This is a genomic window from Mycolicibacterium arenosum (assembly GCF_024320865.1).
Classification (GTDB): Bacteria; Actinomycetota; Actinomycetes; order Mycobacteriales; family Mycobacteriaceae; genus Mycobacterium; species Mycobacterium arenosum.
In genome coordinates this window covers 24,187-40,806 of record NZ_JANDBD010000005.1, presented here as the reverse complement: position 1 = coordinate 40,806, position 16,620 = coordinate 24,187, and the positions used below count along the sequence as shown (strand labels likewise).

Below are 16,620 nucleotides of genomic sequence, written 5' to 3'. Positions count from 1 at the left end.
CCGGCGCGCCCGAACGCAGCACCATACTGTAGACCTTTCGATAAGGTGGGCTCGCACGCGGGGAGAGAGGCCGACATGGACGACAACCGGTTCGACGCGTTGATCATCGGCGCGGGGTTCTCCGGGCTGTACATGCTGCACGAGCTGCGCCGGCTGGGCCTGCGCACGTGCGTCCTCGAGAAGGCGCACGACATCGGCGGCACCTGGCTGTTCAACCGCTATCCCGGCGCCCGCTGCGATATCGAGAGCATCGAGTACTCCTACAGCTTCTCCGACGAGATCCAGCAGGAGTGGGTGTGGACCGAGACGATGCCCGCCCAGCCCGAGATCGAGGCGTACCTGCACTTCGTCGCCGAGAAGCTCGACCTGCGCCGAGACATTCGGCTGCACACCGACATCGCGGCCATGACGTTCGACGAGGAGGCGTCCGAGTGGGTGCTACGGGCCGCGTCGGGCGAGACGTTCGTCGCGCCCTACGTCGTCGCGGCGTCGGGCATCCTGTCGGTTCCGGTCGAACCCGACTTCCAGGGCGTGGACACGTTCGCAGGCGCGTCGCTGTACAGCAGCCGTTGGCCCGCAGTGGGATTCGACCTCACCCGTAAGCGCGTCGGCGTCATCGGGACCGGTTCGACGGGCGTCCAGATGATCCCGGTGATCGCCGAGCAGGCAGCGCACCTCACGGTCTTCCAGCGCTCCCCCGCTTTCACACTGCCGTGGCGGGTCCGCGAGTTCGCTCCCGGTGAGCTCGACGAGCTCAAGGCGCAGTACCCCGACATCCGGGCGGCACAGCGCGAACACCCCGTCGGAGCGGCGCGACTGTCGGCGTTCTCGGTGCTCATCAACATGCTCGCGCGACCGCCCATCAAGACCGCCACTGCCGACGACAAGGCCGAAGCCGTCGAGAAGGGCGTCATGGGCGCGCTCGACTGGGGTGACATCTTCTTCGACATCGACGCCAACCGGATGGCGACCGAGCTGTACGGTCAGGCGATCGCCCGCATCGTCACCGACGCGGAGACGGCGGCGGCACTGGTGCCGACCCATCCGTTCGGCTGCAAGCGGCCGATCATCGACCAGGGGTATTACGAGACCTTCAACCGCGCCAACGTCGGGCTCGTCGACCTTCGCAAGGGCGTCATCACGGAGGTGACGCCCACGGGCATCGCCACCGAGCAGGGTTTCCACGAACTCGACGTGATCGTCTACGCCACCGGATTCGACGCGATGACGGGTGCACTGTCGCGTATCGACGTGCGCGGCCGCGACGGCGTGCTGCTGCGCGACTACTGGGCGACCGAGGGGCCGGTGTCATACCTCGGGCTGGCGGTCGCCGGCTTCCCCAACCTGTTCATCGTGCAGGGTCCCGGCAGCCCGTCAGCGGCCACGAATTTCGTCGCCGCGCTCGAGCAACACGTCGAGTGGATCGCCGCGTGCCTGAAACACCTGCACGACAGCGGAAACCGCACCATCGAAGCGCTTCCCGAGGCACAGCGCGAGTGGGTCGAGCACGCCACGTCGATCGTCGCCGCCACCGTGCTCGCCCACCCTTCGTGCAACTCCTGGTACAACGGCGCGAACGTACCGGGGAAGAAGCGGATGTACATGGGCTACACGGCGGGCATACCCGAGTACCGGCGCAGGTGTGACGAGATCGCGACGGCCGGCTACACGGGGTTCGCGCTGAGCTGAGCGAGCGTCGCCCCGGCGTACTGTCGGCGTTATGGCGGTACCAGGTCTTACCAACGTGCGCGATAGCCTCGGCCAGCGGCTCTTCGGTTTGGTCGCAGGCCCGGAGGGACCCGCGAACCGGGCGAGGATCCACGACACCCCCGGCGAGCGGTGGTTCGCTGAGGACCGGCCGATCAGGCGCGTCCACGGCGACGCCTCGATGTTCGTCGGCGGTCTGCGGGCACTGCTGCTGCAGTCGCTGCACCCGCTGGCGATGGCGGGCGTGGCCGAACACTCCGACTACCGCGGGGACCCGTGGGGCCGGTTGCAGCGCACCAGCACCTTTCTGGCGGTCACGACGTTCGGGCCCGCCGTGGACGCGCAGCGCGCGGTGGACAAGGTGCGCGGCATCCACCGCCGAGTGCACGGGATCGCGGCCGACGGTCGGCCCTACGAGGCGTCGGACCCGCACCTGCTCGAGTGGGTGCACATCGCGGAGATCGACAGCTTCCTGGCCGCACACCAGCGGTACGGGGCGGCACCTCTCGACCAGGAGGGCCGGGACGGTTACGTCGCCGACACCGCCCGCGTCGCCGAGGCCCTCGGCGTGATCGATCCGCCGCGCACCGAAAGTGAACTAGCACAGCGCCTTTCAGACTTCCGCCCGGAACTGCACAGCACTCCGGCCGCCAGGGACGCGGCACGCTACCTGCTGCTCACCCCACCGCTGCCGATGGTCGCCCGGCCGGCGTACGGCGTCGTCGCCGCGACGTCGGTCGCCATGCTGCCGCAGTGGGCGAGGTGGCCGCTGCGGCTGCCCTACCTCCCGCCCGTCGAAGCCACCGCGGTCCGCGTCGCCGGCCGGACACTGGTCGGCGGCATCAGGTGGGCGCTCAACCGAACCTGACCACGATTCCGCCAAGTCGTTGACATGACACTTTCGGGCTGCTTGTCTACTGACGATGAGCGACGCCGCCCGCGAGATCGAGAATCTCGTGTACGAGTACGCCGAGCGGCTCGATGCCGGTGACCTCGACGGCGTCGCCGCCCTCTTCGCCCACGGCCGCATCTGCGGAATCGAGAACGGCCCCCCGGAAACCGTGTTCGAGGGAACGTCCGGCGTGCGGCGGATGTACGAGCTGGCGACCCGGCTCTACGACGACGGCACGCCCAAGACGAAGCACTTCACCAGCAACGTGCGCATCCGGATCGACGACACGCAGGCGAGCGCGCGCGGCACCGCCTACTACTGCGTGACGCAGGCGACGCCGGCCCTCCCGCTTCAGGTCATCGTGACGGGCCGGTACCGGGACACGTTCCACCGGGTCGACGGCTCGTGGTGGTTCGACACCCGCATCATGTTCGTCGACCAGGTCGGCGACACCAGCGGCCATCTGAAGTTCTGACCGCGGTGCCACTTCCCTTCGACGCCGACGAGCTGAAAGCCACCGCCCAGCGCAAGGAGAGCCTCGACGACTGGGGGCCGCTGTCGTTCGACGAACCACTGGGCGTCCTCGCCGACAGCTACGCCGCCGCCGAGTTGAACGACATCGGCGTGCACATCCTGCGCTCGGGCCTCGTCCACAGCCTGCGGATGCGACTGCGGGCGCAGGAGTGGATTCGGCGCCACCCCGAGATCCTGGACGAGACGATCGTGGCCCCGATCGTCGTCGTCGGCATGATGCGCAGCGGCACGACACTGCTTCAGCGCCTGCTGGCCGCCGACGGCCGCTTCCACTGCGCGTACGGGTGGGAGGTCGTGGAGGTCGCGCCGAAACTCGACTACGAATGGTCGGCAGTCGAGGACCCGCGCATCGCCGTCAGCGAGAAGCGCGAGGCGACGTCCCGCGAACTCGCCCCGGAACTGTTCTCGATACACCCGATGTACGCCCGCGAACCCGAGGAGGAGATCGTCTTCCTCTCCGACGCGTTCCTCTCCCACGTGCCAGAGTCCGGCGCGCACCTGCCCGCGTACCGATCCTGGATCGACACGCAGGACTTCGCTCCCGCGTACACCTACCTGCATCGCATGCTGCAGTTCCTGCAGTGGCAGAAGCGGCAGGTGTCCGATTCCGGACAGGTGAAGCGCTGGGTACTCAAATCGCCCGCCCATCTCGGCTACCTGGACGCGTTGCGCGACCGGTTTCCCGACCTGCACGTCGTGCACATGCACCGCGATCCTCGCGAGACCATCCCATCCGGCGCGAGCCTCAACGCCACCCTGCACGCCATGCACTCCGACACGGTGGATCGGAATCGCGTCGGTTCGGAATGGCTGCAGCGGATGGGCTGGACGAACGACCGCGCGATGGCGACACGTGCGCGCTGGACGGACGAGTCGACGCGGTGTACCGACATCGAGTTCGGTGCCGCTGTCGCCGATCCCATCGGGCAGGTCGCCAGGGTCTACGACGCCGTCGGCGTCCCGCTGACAGTGGACGCCGAGACGGCGATGCGTCGCTGGCTCGACGAGCGGCCCCGTGAGCCGGCCCGCCCGCCCTATGCCGCAGCGGATTACGGGCTCGACGATCAGGTGATCGACGAGCGCTTCGCCGGCTACAACACGCGATTCCGATCCGACGCGCCACCCTCGAGGAGTGTTGAATGACCGACTTCACCGGCCACCCGGTTGCCACGGCGTCCCAGCACGAGCAGGAACTGGCGGCACTGGAACTCCTCGATCATCCGACCGTCAAGGCCGCTAAACGCAGCGTCGCCGAGAAGTGGTTGTCGCGAGCCAAGGCCTCCGACGCGATGCGGTCCTGCTTCGACGACGCCTTCGACGAGGTGATGTTCTCGGCCGCCGTGTGGTCGTCCAACCAGGACAAGCTGCGCCCCGCGGTCAGCTGCATCACCCGGCTGGGCCATCCCGTGGCGGGCGCGGCGATACCCGGATCTCGTTGGGGTATCGACAATCCCGACAGCGTATACCGGGTGATACCCATCTCCGGCGACGAGCGGTACGTCATCCGCGGCCGGGTGGGCGAACACCGCATGACCGAGAACTACTTCACCCTGTGGGACGCCAACATGGGCACGGTCGCGGTGCTCAACGGCCGGACCATGGAGGTCGACCCCGACGGATCGTTCACCATCACCGTCGACGCCGATCCCGCGGGCGACAGACCGAACCACGTGCAGACCACCCCCGAGGCGCACGAGTTCTACATCCGCGACGTGCTGTTGAACTGGGACCGCGACGATCCGAACCACCTTGCGGTGGAACGCCGCGGCGCTGCACCGCAGGGCCCGGCGCGCACGCGCGACGAGCAGGCCGACGCCACCGCGGAGATGATGGCCTACTTCGCCGACTTCACCGGCAAGCTCAGTCACGGCGTGTACAAGATGCCCGCCAACCACTTCAACCTCGCCTGGTCCGCGGACAAGGTCGGCGCGATGCGCAACCAGGTCTACGTGATGGGGCGGTTCGATCTTCAGCCCGGCGAAGCCTTCGTGGTCGACGTCGGCGACGGCGGGGCCGAGTACTTCACCGTCCCGCTGAGCAACATCTGGGGTACCACGCTCGACATCGTCGACCGCACCGGAAGCCTCAACAAAGCCCAGTCGACACCCAACGACGAAGGCTCCTACACCTACGTCATCGCCCCCACCGATCCCGGTGTGGCCAACTGGATCGACTCGGACGGATTGCGTGAGGGCATCCTCACGCTGCGCATGGCGGAGTTCGGCGAGACCGGACCCAAGGAGGACCTGGGGGCGCGAGGTCGCGTCGTCGCGATCGACGACCTCGAACGGGAGGTGCCGACGTTGCGACGAGTCTCCGCAGCGGAGCGGGCGGCCGAACTCGCGGCTCGCCGCGCGGCGTATCTGCGCCGACTTCCCGAAGGGACGAACTGACATGGCCAACTGGTTCATCACCGGATGTTCCACCGGCATCGGTCGCGAAATCGCCCGTGCCGCACTCGAAGCCGGCCATCACGTCGCGGCGACCGCGCGTAAGGCGGGCGCGGTGGCCGATTTCGCGGACGAGTTCGGAGACCGAGCGCTCGCCCTGCCTCTCGACGTCACCGACAGGGCGCAGATCGCCGCGGCCGTCACGGCGACCGAGACCGCGTTCGGGGGTATCGACGTGCTGGTGAACAACGCCGGCTACGGCTACATGTCGGCGATCGAGGAGGGTGACGACGCGGAGGTCCGGAGCCTGTTCGACACGAACTACTTCGGCGTCGTCGACACGCTGAAGGCGGTGCTGCCGGGGATGCGGGCGCGGCACTCGGGCCACGTCGTCAACATCTCGTCGATGACGGGACTGGTGGCCAACCCGCCGAACGCCTACTACTCGTCGACCAAGTTCGCGCTGGAGGCGTTGACCGAGGCGCTGTCCAAGGAGGTCGCCCCACTCGGCATCAAGGTGACCGCGATAGAGCCGGGGGCCTTTCGCACCGATTGGGCCGCCCGCTCGATGCACGAATCATCAACGCCAATCGCCGATTACGACGAGAACGTCGGCGTGCGCAAGACCATGATCAAGGAGTTCGCCAATCACCTGCCCGGTGACCCCCGCAAGGTGGCGGAGGCGGTGCTGATGGTGACGAGCCTCGAGGAACCGCCACTGCGGTTACTGCTCGGACGGGACGTGTTGAAGGCGGTCCGCGACAAGATCGCGGAGATGAGCGCGTCCATCGATCAGTGGGAGGCGGTCACCAAGGACGTCGAGTTCCCCCGTGGGAGGTGACCGGACGTGATGACGACGCAGCCGGGCAGCGGACTCGACGGCAGGGTCGCGTTGATCACCGGTGCCGCACGCGGCATGGGCCGGGCGCACGCCGTTGCCCTGGCCGACGCGGGCGCCGACATCGTCGCCATCGACGTGTGCGGGGAGTTAGAGACGACCGACTATCCCGGCGCCACCGTCGACGATCTGGCCCGGACCGTCGAGGCGGTGGAACGGCTCGGCCGGCGAATCCTGGCCCGGCAGGCCGACGTTCGGGACGCCGGTGCGATGGCCGGTGTCGCGGCCGAGGCGGTGCGGGAACTCGGTCGGCTCGACATCGTGATCGCCAACGCGGGCATCATCCGGGTCACCGACACTCCCGACCGGGCGCAGACGTTCAGGGAGATCGTCGACGTCAACCTCATCGGGGCGTGGAACACCGTCGACGCGGCCATTCCGGCGCTGATCGAGGGCGGCCGCGGCGGGTCGATCGTGCTGGTGAGTTCCACCCAGGGAATCAAGGCGTCCGGGACCGATCGGCCCGGTCTACAGGCCTACGCCGCGTCCAAACGGGGACTGGTCGCGCTGATGCAGGGCTGGGCGGCGCAACTCGCACCGCAGTCCATTCGGGTGAACGCGATCCACCCCAGCGGCGTGGCCACCGACATGATCATCAACGAGGCCACCATGGGCCTGGCCGCCGCGTCCGACCCGTGGCTGGCCACTCAGCAGAACGCCCTGCCCATCGCGCTGCTGCAACCCGAGGACATCGCATCCGCGGTGGCGTGGCTGGTCTCCGACACCGGCAGATTCATCACCGGCACGTCCTGGCCGCTGGACGCGGGTTTCACGGCGCGCTGAGTCCGGCCTCCAGGTCGGTCAGCATCGTCAGCGCCGCATCGAGGTTGCGGCGGTCCGCTCCGGCCGAGGTCAGCAGCCGAGTCCAGTTGGTGCGCAGGCGTTTCAGGTTCTCCGCCGCGCGTGCGGTCGAGTGCAGCCGGGCCTGTCGCCCGTCGGACTCACTACTGGATTTCCGCACCATGCCCTTGGCCTCGAGATCGCGAAGCGCCCTGCTGAGGTTGCTGCGCTGCAGGCCGGTCGCCGCGGCGACGGCGGCCGGCGACGCCCCTGGATTGCGGTCCACGAAGCGCATGACGTTGATCTCCGTCGAGGTGAGATCGACGATTCCGGGGTCGAGGTGCGCGTCGGTCGAGATGGTTCTGGCGAGCGCCAGGATCACGTCGGCCAGATCGGCCAGGCGCTCATCGGCGCCCGTCGACGTGTGACGAGCGTCGCCTTCTCCCATCTCGCCAAGCTTACCCGGATTGTTGTACTTTGATAAGTATCAACTGATAACTACTTTGGAGGCGATCGTGACGGCGCTGGACGAGCGGACGACGACGACCGAACGCGGGCGGACGATCACCGCGGCCCTGCTGGTGACGCTGGCCCTGCTGTCGGCGGTGGCGCCGTTCGCCACGGACCTGTACCTGCCCGCGTTCCCGACGATGGTCGCGGACCTGAACACCTCGGCGACGGCCGTGCAGCTGACCCTGACGGCCTTTCTGCTGGGCCTCGCCGTCGGCCAGCTCGCGTTCGGCCCGGTGTCCGACCGCTACGGGCGGGTACGTCCCCTGCTCGTCGGTGCGACGATATGCGTAATCGCCAGTGCAGCAACGGTTTTGGCGCCGACAATCGAGTTCCTCGTCGGCGCTCGCTTCCTGCAGGGCGTCGCGGGTGCGGCGGGCATGGTGATCGGCAGGGCCATCATCGCCGACCTCGCCACCGGCAGGGCCGCCGCACGGGCGCTCAGCCTGATGATGATCGTCGGCGGTGTGGCCCCGGTGATCGCACCGCTCGCGGGCGGCTTTCTCGTCGGCCCGATCGGCTGGCGCGGCGCGCTCACCGTCATCCTCGGGCTGTCGACGCTGATGCTCGTCGCCGTGCTGGTCATCGTCCGCGAGACGCACACCGAACACCGCCGCGCCGAACTCCGCGCGTCCCGCGCCACGCTGGGCTCGCCGCTTCGCGACCTGACCAGCCGCGCGTTCGTCGGCCACGCCGGAGCGTTCTGCTGCGCGTTCGCCACGATGATGGCCTACATCTCGGCGTCGCCGTTCATCTACCAGACGATGATGGGACTCAGCGCAGGCGAGTACGGCGCGATGTTCGGCGTCAACGCGCTGGCGTTGACGGCCACCAGTGCCGTGTCCGCCCGGTTGACCGCTCGCCACGACGTGCGGCGGCTCGCAGGCATCGGGCTGGCGATCGGCTTCGCGTCGACGGCCGCCCTGCTCGGGATCGCCACGTCGGGAGTTCCCGCGGGCTGGCTCGCGCTGCCCCTGCTGGTGACCGTCGGCAGCATGGGCCTGGTGTTCGGCAACACCACGGCGCTGGCCCTCGGAGCCGCACCGCGCGCCGCGGGCACGGCGTCCGCGGCGCTCGGCGCCACCCAGTTCGGCCTGGCCGCCGCGGTGTCACCCCTGGTGAGCATCGCGGGAGAGCACACCGCGGTGCCCGCCGCGGTCGTGATGACGTGCACGATCACGCTGGCCGTGATCGGGTTCGCCTGCGCCGGCCGGCGTGGGCGAGTGGGTGCGGGCCTGACGCCGCGGGGCTGAGCGCGGTGGTGGTTACCCTCATAGGGCTATGAGTCGCCGCGCCCTCGTTTCCCTGCTGCTCTGCGTCACTCTCATCGCCTCGACGGGCTGCTCGCTGTTCTCCAGCGGCGGGCCGCAGGACGCGTTCCGCGCGTTCGCCGAGGCCCTGCAGCGCAAGGACGCGACCGCCGCGGCGAACGCCACGACGGACCCGTCCGCTGCCACTCCGGTGATCGCGTCGATGCTCGACGGCCTGGGGCCGAACGCCACCGTCGCCGTCACCACGAGCGAGGTCGACAGCGGCGACGACCAGCAGAACCGGGGCAGCCTGCATTACGTCTGGACGTTCGGAGAAGGCCGCACGCTCGAGTACGACGCCGACGTCACAGCCGCCGAGGTCGGCGACGACTGGCGCGTGCAGTGGGCGCCGACCGATCTGCATCCGAAGCTGCGCGACGGGGTGTCGTTCCAGTACAGCGATGACAAGAACCTGCTCACCCCGGTGGTCGATCGAGACGGTCAACCACTGCTGACCTGGCAGACCATCGGCGTGGTCAACCTCAGCCGCGATCACCTCGACGCCGCGCCGGCACTGGCGCCGATACTGCAGCAGTTCGCACCGACCATCACCGCGCAGACCATCGCCGACCAGTTCGCGGGCAACGAGGACGCGCAGGTGACCGTCGTCAGGCTCCGCGAAGCCGATCTGGCCGTCGTGCGCGATCAACTCGCGGGCATCGCAGGGGTGACCGTCGCCGAGCAGGGTGCGTTGCTGACCGCCAACCGCGACGTGACGTCGCCGGCGATCGCCGGACTCCAGGAGATCTGGCAGACGGCGATCGACGCGACGGCGGGCTGGTCGGTGACCCTCGTCGACGCCGACGGCAGGCCGACCGACGAACTCGGTTCCGCACCGCCGCGTGACACGCAGCCCATCCGGACCACGCTCGACATCCGGCTGCAGCAGCTCGCACAGCAGGCCGTGGCCGCCGAGCCACGGCCCGCCGTCATCGTCGCAATCTCCCCCACCACCGGCGGGATCCTCGCCGCCGCACAGAACCCGGCCGCTGATGCGCAGGGACCGATCGCCTTCACCGGCAGCTATCCACCGGGTTCGACGTTCAAGACCATCACCACGGCCGCCGCGCTGAACGCCGGGATCGCGGCGCCAGACACTCCCGAGCCGTGCCCCGGCCGCGTCACCGTCGAGGATCGCACCATCCCCAACGACGACGAATTCGACTTGGGCACAGTGCCGTTGACGACGGCGTTCGCCCGGTCCTGCAACACGACGATGGCAGTGCTCGCCGATCAGCTGCCCGCCGACGCGCTGCCGAAGATGGCGCGCACCTTCGGAATCGGGGTCGACTACGTCATCCCCGGCCTGACCACCATCACCGGCCGCGTGCCGAACGCCGACACCGCGGCGCTGAAGGTGGAGAACGGCATCGGCCAGGGCACGGTCACCGTCAGCCCGTTCGGGCTCGCCGTCGCCGAAGCCAGCCTCGGGCACGGGTCGACGATCACCCCGACGCTCGTCGTCGACCAGAGGACCGAATCCGACACCCCGTCCGAACCGATCCCCCCGGCGATCGTGACGGACCTGCGCGCGATGATGACCCAGACCGTCACCGACGGCACCGCCACCGAACTGCGCGACATCCCGGGTCTCGGCGGCAAGACCGGCACCGCGGAGTTCGGCGACAACACGCGCTCGCACGGCTGGTTCGCGGGAATCGCCGGTGACGTGGCCTTCGCAACGCTGGTCGTCGGCGGCGACACCTCCGCACCGGCAATCAAGATCTCAGGAGACTTCCTGCGCCCGGCAATCGCAGGCTGAGCGGTGTTTCGCGACCGACTTCGGCACCTGAACAGGGATGCTGTGGGGGTGGTTCGCGTCGACGGTCGGGAGGTTCAGGTCACCGGGCGGCTGCTGGCGCCGTGGACCCGCCGGACCAACGACATCCTGCGCCTGGTGTTCGCGACCCTGTTCCTCACGGTCGTCGTGACGAGCTCGTTGATCACCCGCCGCGACTGGGTCGGGCTGGAACGCTCGATATCCGACATCGTCGGCGTCCTGACGCCGACGCAGTCCAACCTGGTCTACATCGCCTACGGCGTCGCGATCCTGGCCCTGCCCTTCGTCATCCTGATCGGGCTCATCGCGACGCGACAGGTCAAGCTGCTGGCCGCGTACGCCGCCGCCGCGGTGATCGCCGGTGTGCTGCTGTCGATCACGCCGCGTGGGCTGGCGGCGCCGCGCTGGCACTTCGACCTGGACGACCGGCTCAACACGGTGTTCTCGCAGTTCCTCGACGATCCGCGCTGGATCGCGATGCTGGCCGCGGTGCTGACGGTGTCGGGCCCGTGGGCGCCACGCCGCTATCGGCGCTGGTGGTGGGGGCTGCTGCTGGCGTTCGTGCCGATCCACCTCGTCGTCAGCGCCGTGGTGCCCGCGCGCTCGCTGCTGGGCCTGTCGGTCGGTTGGTTCGTCGGCGCACTCGTCGTGCTGGTGGTCGGAACCCCGGCGCTCGAGGTGCCACTCGCCGGGGCGGTCCGCGCGCTCGGTCGCCGCGGTGTCGACGTGACCGCCCTGCACGTCGAGCGGCCGGCGGGGCCGGGTCCGCTGGTGCTGTCGGCGACGCGCGGGGAGAGCACCGCGGCCGCGGTCGTCGAACTGTACGGGCCCAATCAGCGCAGCGGCGGTGCCCTGCGGCAGATCTGGCAGTACGTCCGTCTGCGGAACGACGAGACGGCACCGTTTCAGGCCTCGATGCGCCGCGCCGTCGAACACCGTGCACTGATGGCGATCGCCATCCACGACCTGGATCTGGCGAACACCACCACCATCGCCGTCGCGGGGTTGGATCGCGGCTGGACGCTCTACGCGCACACCGCACCGCGAGGCACCCCGCTTTCGGAGGACGATCCGGTCGATGTTCCGTGGAAGTCGTTGCGGGAGTTGCACGATCACGTCATCTCACACGGCGACCTGCGTGCCAAGGAGATCACCCTCGATGACGGCAGGGCCCGGTTCGGCGGGTTCGGCAACGCCGAGTACGGGGCGCTGGACACCCGATTGCAGTCCGACATCGCCCAACTCCTGGTGACGACGACCTCGCTGTACGGGCCGCGCCCGGCCGTCACCGCGGCCATCGAGGCGTTCGGCAGGGACACCGTTCTCACCGCATCGGGACGACTGACCAAAACGGCCATGCCGCAACGGATTCGCAACTCGGTTGTCGACATCAAGACGATGGTGACCACCGCGCGCGACGAGGTGAAACGCCAGACCGGGGCCGACCAGATCGCCACCGAGACCATCACGCGCTTCAACCGCAACCAGTTGATCCAACTGGTCCTGCTCGTCGCGTTGGTGTACGTCGCGTACCCGTTCATCAGTACCGTGCCCGCGTTCTTCAACGAACTGCGAACGGCGAACTACTGGTGGGCGCTTCTCGGACTCGCCATCTCCGGCGTGACGTTCTTCGGAGCGTCCGCCGCACTGTGGGCCTGCACGTCGGAGCAGGTCAACTACAAGAACCTGACGATCATGCAGGTCGCCAACACCTTCGCGGCGACCACCACGCCCGCCGGCGTCGGTGGGCTCGCGCTGAGCACGCGGTTTCTGCAGAAGTCCGGACTGAGCACCGTGCGGGCCACCGCGGCGGTCGCGCTTCAGCAGGCCGTGCAGGTGATCACGCACGTCACGCTGCTCATCTTCTTCAGCGCCGTCGCAGGCGCCTCGGCGAACCTGCGGCATTTCGTGCCGTCGCTGACCGTCCTGTACCTGATCGGCGGGGCTGCGCTGGGGGTGATGGGCACCTTCATGCTGGTGCCGAAGACGCGCCGCTGGCTGGGCACCTCGGTGCGACCGAGGCTCAAGGAGGTCGGCCATGACCTCAGGGAGCTGGCCCGCGAACCGAAGCGGTTGGCGTTGATCGTCCTGGGTTGTGCGTCAACGACTCTGGGTGCGGCCCTAGCGCTGTGGGTCAGCGTCGAGGCGTTCGGTGGCGACGTCGCGTTCGTCACCGTCACCGTGGTGACGATGATCGGAGGCACGCTGGCGTCCGCGGCGCCCACACCCGGCGGGGTCGGCGCCGTCGAGGCGGCGCTGATCGGCGGGCTGGCGGCGTTCGGCGTCCCCGCCGCGGTCGCGGTGCCCTCGGTGCTGCTGTACCGCGTGCTGACCTGCTGGATTCCGGTGTTCATCGGCTGGTTCGTCATGCGCTGGCTGACGAACCACGACCTCATCTAGCCACGATTACGGTTTCACCACCTGGCGAAATATCATCAAGGCAGCATGACCGATAACGCCCCCACCATCGTCAGTTCTCCGAAGGTCGCCGCTGAGGCGCGCCGCCGCCGCACCTTCGCCGTCATCTCCCACCCCGACGCGGGCAAGTCGACGCTCACCGAGGCGCTCGTCCTGCACGCGAACGCGATCACCGAGGCCGGCGCGGTGCACGGCAAGGCTGGTCGCAAGGCGACGGTGTCCGACTGGATGGAGATGGAGAAGGCCAGGGGCATCTCGATCACCTCGACCGCGATGCAGTTCCCGTACAGCCTCGGCGATCAGGACTGCGTCATCAACCTGCTCGACACCCCCGGTCACGCCGACTTCTCCGAGGACACCTATCGCGTGCTCACCGCGGTCGACTGCGCGGTGATGCTCATCGACGCGGCGAAAGGCCTTGAGCCGCAGACCCTCAAGCTGTTTCAGGTGTGTCGGCACCGCCGGATCCCGATCATCACCGTCATCAACAAGTGGGACCGCCCGGGCCGCGACCCGCTGGAACTCCTGGACGAGATCACGGAGCGCATCGGCCTGCGCCCCACGCCGCTGACGTGGCCCGTCGGCGTCGCAGGCGATTTCAAGGGCGTGCTGGACCGACGCACCGGCAACTTCATCCGATACACCCGCACGGCGGGCGGCGCGACGGCCGCGCCGGAGGAGCACCTCACGCCTGACGCAGCGCACGAGTCGGCGGGCGAGGATTGGGACCGGGCCGTCGAAGAGTCCGAACTGCTCGAAGCCGACGGCTCCGACTACGACCGGGACACGTTCCTGAGCTGCGAGACGTCACCGCTGCTGTTCACCTCCGCCATCCTCAACTTCGGCGTGAACCAGCTGCTGGACATCCTGGTGCAGATCGCGCCGCCGCCCCACGGACAGCTCGACGTCGAGGGCCAGCAGCGAGTGCTGGAGTCGCCGTTCAGCGCGTTCGTGTTCAAGGTGCAGGCCGGCATGGACTCGGCACACCGCGACCGCATCGCCTACGCACGGGTGTGCTCGGGCACCTTCGAGCGAGGCGACGTCCTCACCCACGCCGCCACCGGTAAGCCGTTCGTCACGAAGTACGCGCAATCGGTGTTCGGACAACAACGTTCGACGCTCGACAGCGCGTGGCCGGGTGACGTCATCGGGCTCGCGAACGCTGCCGCGCTGCGACCCGGCGACACGTTGTTCCGCGACGAACCGGTGGTGTACCCGCCGATCCCCAGCTTCTCCCCCGAGTACTTCGCAGTGGTCCGCGGCACCGACCCGAGCAAGCACAAGCAGTTCCGCAAGGGCATCGAGCAGCTGGACCAGGAAGGCGTCGTGCAGGTGCTGAAGTCCGACAAGCGCGGCGATCAGGCGCCGGTGTTCGCCGCCGTCGGGCCGATGCAGTTCGAGGTCGCCGAGCATCGCATGAAGGCCGAACTGAGCGCACCGATCGCCCTGGAGTCGCTGCCGTACTCCGTGGCCCGGATCGTCGACCCCGAGGACGCCGAGTTCGTCAACAAACAGCCGTCAGCCGAGGTGTTGATCCGTACCGACGGGGTGATGCTCGCGCTGTTCTCCACCAAGTGGCGGCTCGAGGGCTTCCAGCGCGACAACCCGACGGTAGTGCTGCGATCACTGGTGGCGGCGGGCGACAACTAGCGGATTATACTGCGGCACAGTCACATTCGACGAGGTAGAGTGCGGGCGGGGGGACTTGAACCCCCAAGCTCTTTCGAGCGATGGCACCTAAAGCCATTGTGTTTGCCATTTCACCACGCCCGCAGTCCATGTGATCGTACCAATCCAGGACTTGTCGGAGGCCCGCCCTAGCTTGATATGAGCACGTAAGGGGGCGACCTGTGACGAGATCAGCGGATGAGTTTGAGGAAGTACGACGCCTTATCGCGACGGGAATGAACGACTGCGCGATCGCCCGCGAGACCGGGATACCACGGCCGACCGTTCGCGATTGGCGCCGAAAGCCTCCACTCAGCCCGCGACGTCCTCGCGGATCAACCGCGTGCAGCAGGCTCCACGACTTCGCCGACCTGCCACCAGCCCAATACTCTTATCTGCTCGGCATGTATCTCGGCGACGGATGCGTCTCCAGGGTTGGCCGCAGCTTCAGCCTTCGTGTCACGTGCGACAAGCGGTATCCGGCGATCATCGACCGTTGTAGCGATGCCATCGATGCGCTGTTCCCGCAGCAAAGCGCCGGTGTCTACCGACGCAAAACCGGCTGTGTCGACGTATACATGTTCTCCAATCACTGGCCTTGCTACTTCCCTCAGCACGGCCCCGGACGCAAGCACCTCCGGAAGATCGCACTCCAACCGTGGCAGCAGGACATCGTCGACAAGGAAACGGAGGAGTTCGTCCTCGGCCTCATCCACAGCGACGGCTGTCGTGTCATCGCCAACGACCGCGGCGTGACGAGCATCCGGTATCACTTCACCAACCACTCCGAGGACATCCTCGGACTCTTCACCGCGGCCCTCGACCGACTGGGCATCCACTGGCGGCGGTCCACGAAGTACGTCATCTCCATCTACCGCAAGGCCGATACCGCCCGCATGGACGAGTTCATCGGACCGAAGTCCGTCGCGGTACCGTGGACGAATGTCCACTACGCGGCGTAGGAGGCCGGCGCTCATCGCGTTGGCGGTCCTCAGCGCCGCCGGCTGCCTGGGGCTGGCCTGGTGGCAGTGGGCCCGCTACGAGTCGGCGTCGGGCTCCTTTCAGAACCTCGGCTACGCGCTGCAGTGGCCGATGTTCGCGGGCTTCTGCATCTACGCGTACTACAAGTTCGTCCGCTACGAAGAGGCTCCGCCGCCGACGTCGCGGGCCGGCGAGCTGACCGAGATCCCCGCGGGTCTGCTTCCAGAGCGGCCGGCACCCGCGGCGCGGCCCGACGACGACCCCGCGATGCGCGACTACAACGCCTACCTGGCCGACCTCGCCAACGCCGATAAAGACAGGAAAGACACGTGAGCATTCCCGATCCGGACGTCTCGGCAGACAAGCCGGCGGCCGCCGACCCCGCACCGGCCGTCCAGAAGGAAACCGTCGCTAAAGCCCTGCTCCCCTATCGCATCCTCGCGTGGGGCACGGGCCTCTGGTTGATCGCCCTCTGCTACGAGATGGTCATGAAGTACGGCTACGGGGTCGAGAACCTCAGCTGGATCGGCGTGGTGCACGGCTGGGTGTACTTCGTCTATCTGCTCTGCACCGCGAACCTCGCGGTGAAGGTGCGCTGGCCGATCGGGAAAACCATAGGAGTGCTCCTGGCCGGCACCATTCCGTTCCTGGGCATCATCGTCGAGCACTTCCAAACCAAGCAGCTCAAGGCCCAGTTCAATCTGTAGAACCTGTCACGATGCTGACGGGGACGCCATCCGAGCCACCCGATC

15 protein-coding genes and 1 tRNA gene are annotated in these 16,620 nt (G+C 68.1%); 14 read left to right on the top strand and 2 right to left on the bottom strand.

What is annotated here, in order from left to right:
* Window positions 1-75: 75 nt before the first annotated feature.
* Genes NM203_RS13430 through NM203_RS13400 form a run of 7 tightly spaced genes read left to right on the top strand, consistent with a single transcriptional unit; the run spans window position 76 to window position 7,204 of the window.
* Window positions 76-1,689 (top strand): flavin-containing monooxygenase, encoded by a 1,614-nt coding sequence (locus NM203_RS13430; RefSeq protein WP_255060474.1) that lies wholly within the window; start codon window positions 76-78, stop codon window positions 1,687-1,689.
* 31 nt (window positions 1,690-1,720) lie between these two features.
* Window positions 1,721-2,575, top strand: coding sequence for an oxygenase MpaB family protein (locus NM203_RS13425; protein ID WP_255060473.1), 855 nt, complete (start codon window positions 1,721-1,723; stop codon window positions 2,573-2,575).
* Window positions 2,576-2,630: 55 nt separating this feature from the next.
* Window positions 2,631-3,074 (top strand): nuclear transport factor 2 family protein, encoded by a 444-nt coding sequence (locus NM203_RS13420; RefSeq protein WP_255060472.1) that lies wholly within the window; start codon window positions 2,631-2,633, stop codon window positions 3,072-3,074.
* Between the two features lie 5 nt (window positions 3,075-3,079).
* The gene (locus tag NM203_RS13415; RefSeq protein ID WP_255060470.1) at window positions 3,080-4,276 is read left to right on the top strand and encodes a sulfotransferase family protein; all 1,197 of its coding nucleotides are present in this window, start codon (window positions 3,080-3,082) and stop codon (window positions 4,274-4,276) included.
* Window positions 4,273-5,526, top strand: coding sequence for a hypothetical protein (locus NM203_RS13410; RefSeq protein ID WP_255060469.1), 1,254 nt, complete (start codon window positions 4,273-4,275; stop codon window positions 5,524-5,526). Before NM203_RS13415 ends, NM203_RS13410 begins: the two co-directional genes overlap by 4 nt.
* A 1-nt stretch (window position 5,527) precedes the next feature.
* Complete coding sequence (locus NM203_RS13405; protein ID WP_255060468.1) at window positions 5,528-6,364, top strand: oxidoreductase; 837 nt, start codon at window positions 5,528-5,530, stop codon at window positions 6,362-6,364.
* Between the two features lie 9 nt (window positions 6,365-6,373).
* On the top strand, window positions 6,374-7,204 hold the full coding sequence (locus tag NM203_RS13400) for a mycofactocin-coupled SDR family oxidoreductase (protein WP_255060840.1): 831 nt from the start codon (window positions 6,374-6,376) through the stop codon (window positions 7,202-7,204).
* Here the strand turns inward: NM203_RS13400 and NM203_RS13395 are convergent.
* Entirely contained in the window at window positions 7,191-7,649 is a 459-nt protein-coding gene (locus tag NM203_RS13395) for a MarR family winged helix-turn-helix transcriptional regulator (protein ID WP_255060467.1), read from the bottom strand. The two genes, NM203_RS13400 and NM203_RS13395, sit on opposite strands and share 14 nt — an antisense overlap.
* Window positions 7,650-7,725: 76 nt before the next feature.
* Between NM203_RS13395 and NM203_RS13390 the strand changes: the two genes are divergently transcribed.
* Genes NM203_RS13390 through NM203_RS13375 form a run of 4 tightly spaced genes read left to right on the top strand, consistent with a single transcriptional unit; the run spans window position 7,726 to window position 14,869 of the window.
* The gene (locus tag NM203_RS13390; RefSeq protein WP_303624625.1) at window positions 7,726-8,964 is read left to right on the top strand and encodes a multidrug effflux MFS transporter; all 1,239 of its coding nucleotides are present in this window, start codon (window positions 7,726-7,728) and stop codon (window positions 8,962-8,964) included.
* 28 nt (window positions 8,965-8,992) lie between these two features.
* Entirely contained in the window at window positions 8,993-10,783 is a 1,791-nt protein-coding gene (locus tag NM203_RS13385; RefSeq protein WP_255060465.1) for a penicillin-binding transpeptidase domain-containing protein, read from the top strand.
* Window positions 10,784-10,831: 48 nt separating this feature from the next.
* Window positions 10,832-13,201, top strand: coding sequence for a lysylphosphatidylglycerol synthase transmembrane domain-containing protein (locus NM203_RS13380; RefSeq protein WP_255060464.1), 2,370 nt, complete (start codon window positions 10,832-10,834; stop codon window positions 13,199-13,201).
* A 45-nt stretch (window positions 13,202-13,246) separates the two neighbouring features.
* The gene (locus NM203_RS13375) at window positions 13,247-14,869 is read left to right on the top strand and encodes a peptide chain release factor 3 (protein WP_255060463.1); all 1,623 of its coding nucleotides are present in this window, start codon (window positions 13,247-13,249) and stop codon (window positions 14,867-14,869) included.
* Between the two features lie 40 nt (window positions 14,870-14,909).
* On the opposite strand, the gene NM203_RS13370 is transcribed toward NM203_RS13375, so the two are convergent.
* A tRNA-Leu gene (locus tag NM203_RS13370) sits at window positions 14,910-14,992 on the bottom strand.
* A 299-nt stretch (window positions 14,993-15,291) separates the two neighbouring features.
* Here NM203_RS13370 and NM203_RS13365 point away from each other — a divergent pair.
* From NM203_RS13365 to NM203_RS13355, 3 genes are read left to right on the top strand one after another with little or no spacing between them, the layout of a single operon-like run.
* The gene (locus NM203_RS13365) at window positions 15,292-15,849 is read left to right on the top strand and encodes an LAGLIDADG family homing endonuclease (protein WP_255060462.1); all 558 of its coding nucleotides are present in this window, start codon (window positions 15,292-15,294) and stop codon (window positions 15,847-15,849) included.
* The gene (locus NM203_RS13360; RefSeq protein ID WP_255060461.1) at window positions 15,830-16,201 is read left to right on the top strand and encodes a hypothetical protein; all 372 of its coding nucleotides are present in this window, start codon (window positions 15,830-15,832) and stop codon (window positions 16,199-16,201) included. The genes NM203_RS13365 and NM203_RS13360 overlap by 20 nt, the downstream gene beginning before the upstream one ends.
* Window positions 16,198-16,575, top strand: a complete 378-nt coding sequence (locus tag NM203_RS13355; protein ID WP_408633345.1) for a DUF3817 domain-containing protein — start codon at window positions 16,198-16,200, stop codon at window positions 16,573-16,575. Before NM203_RS13360 ends, NM203_RS13355 begins: the two co-directional genes overlap by 4 nt.
* The last annotated feature ends 45 nt before the right edge of the window (window positions 16,576-16,620 follow it).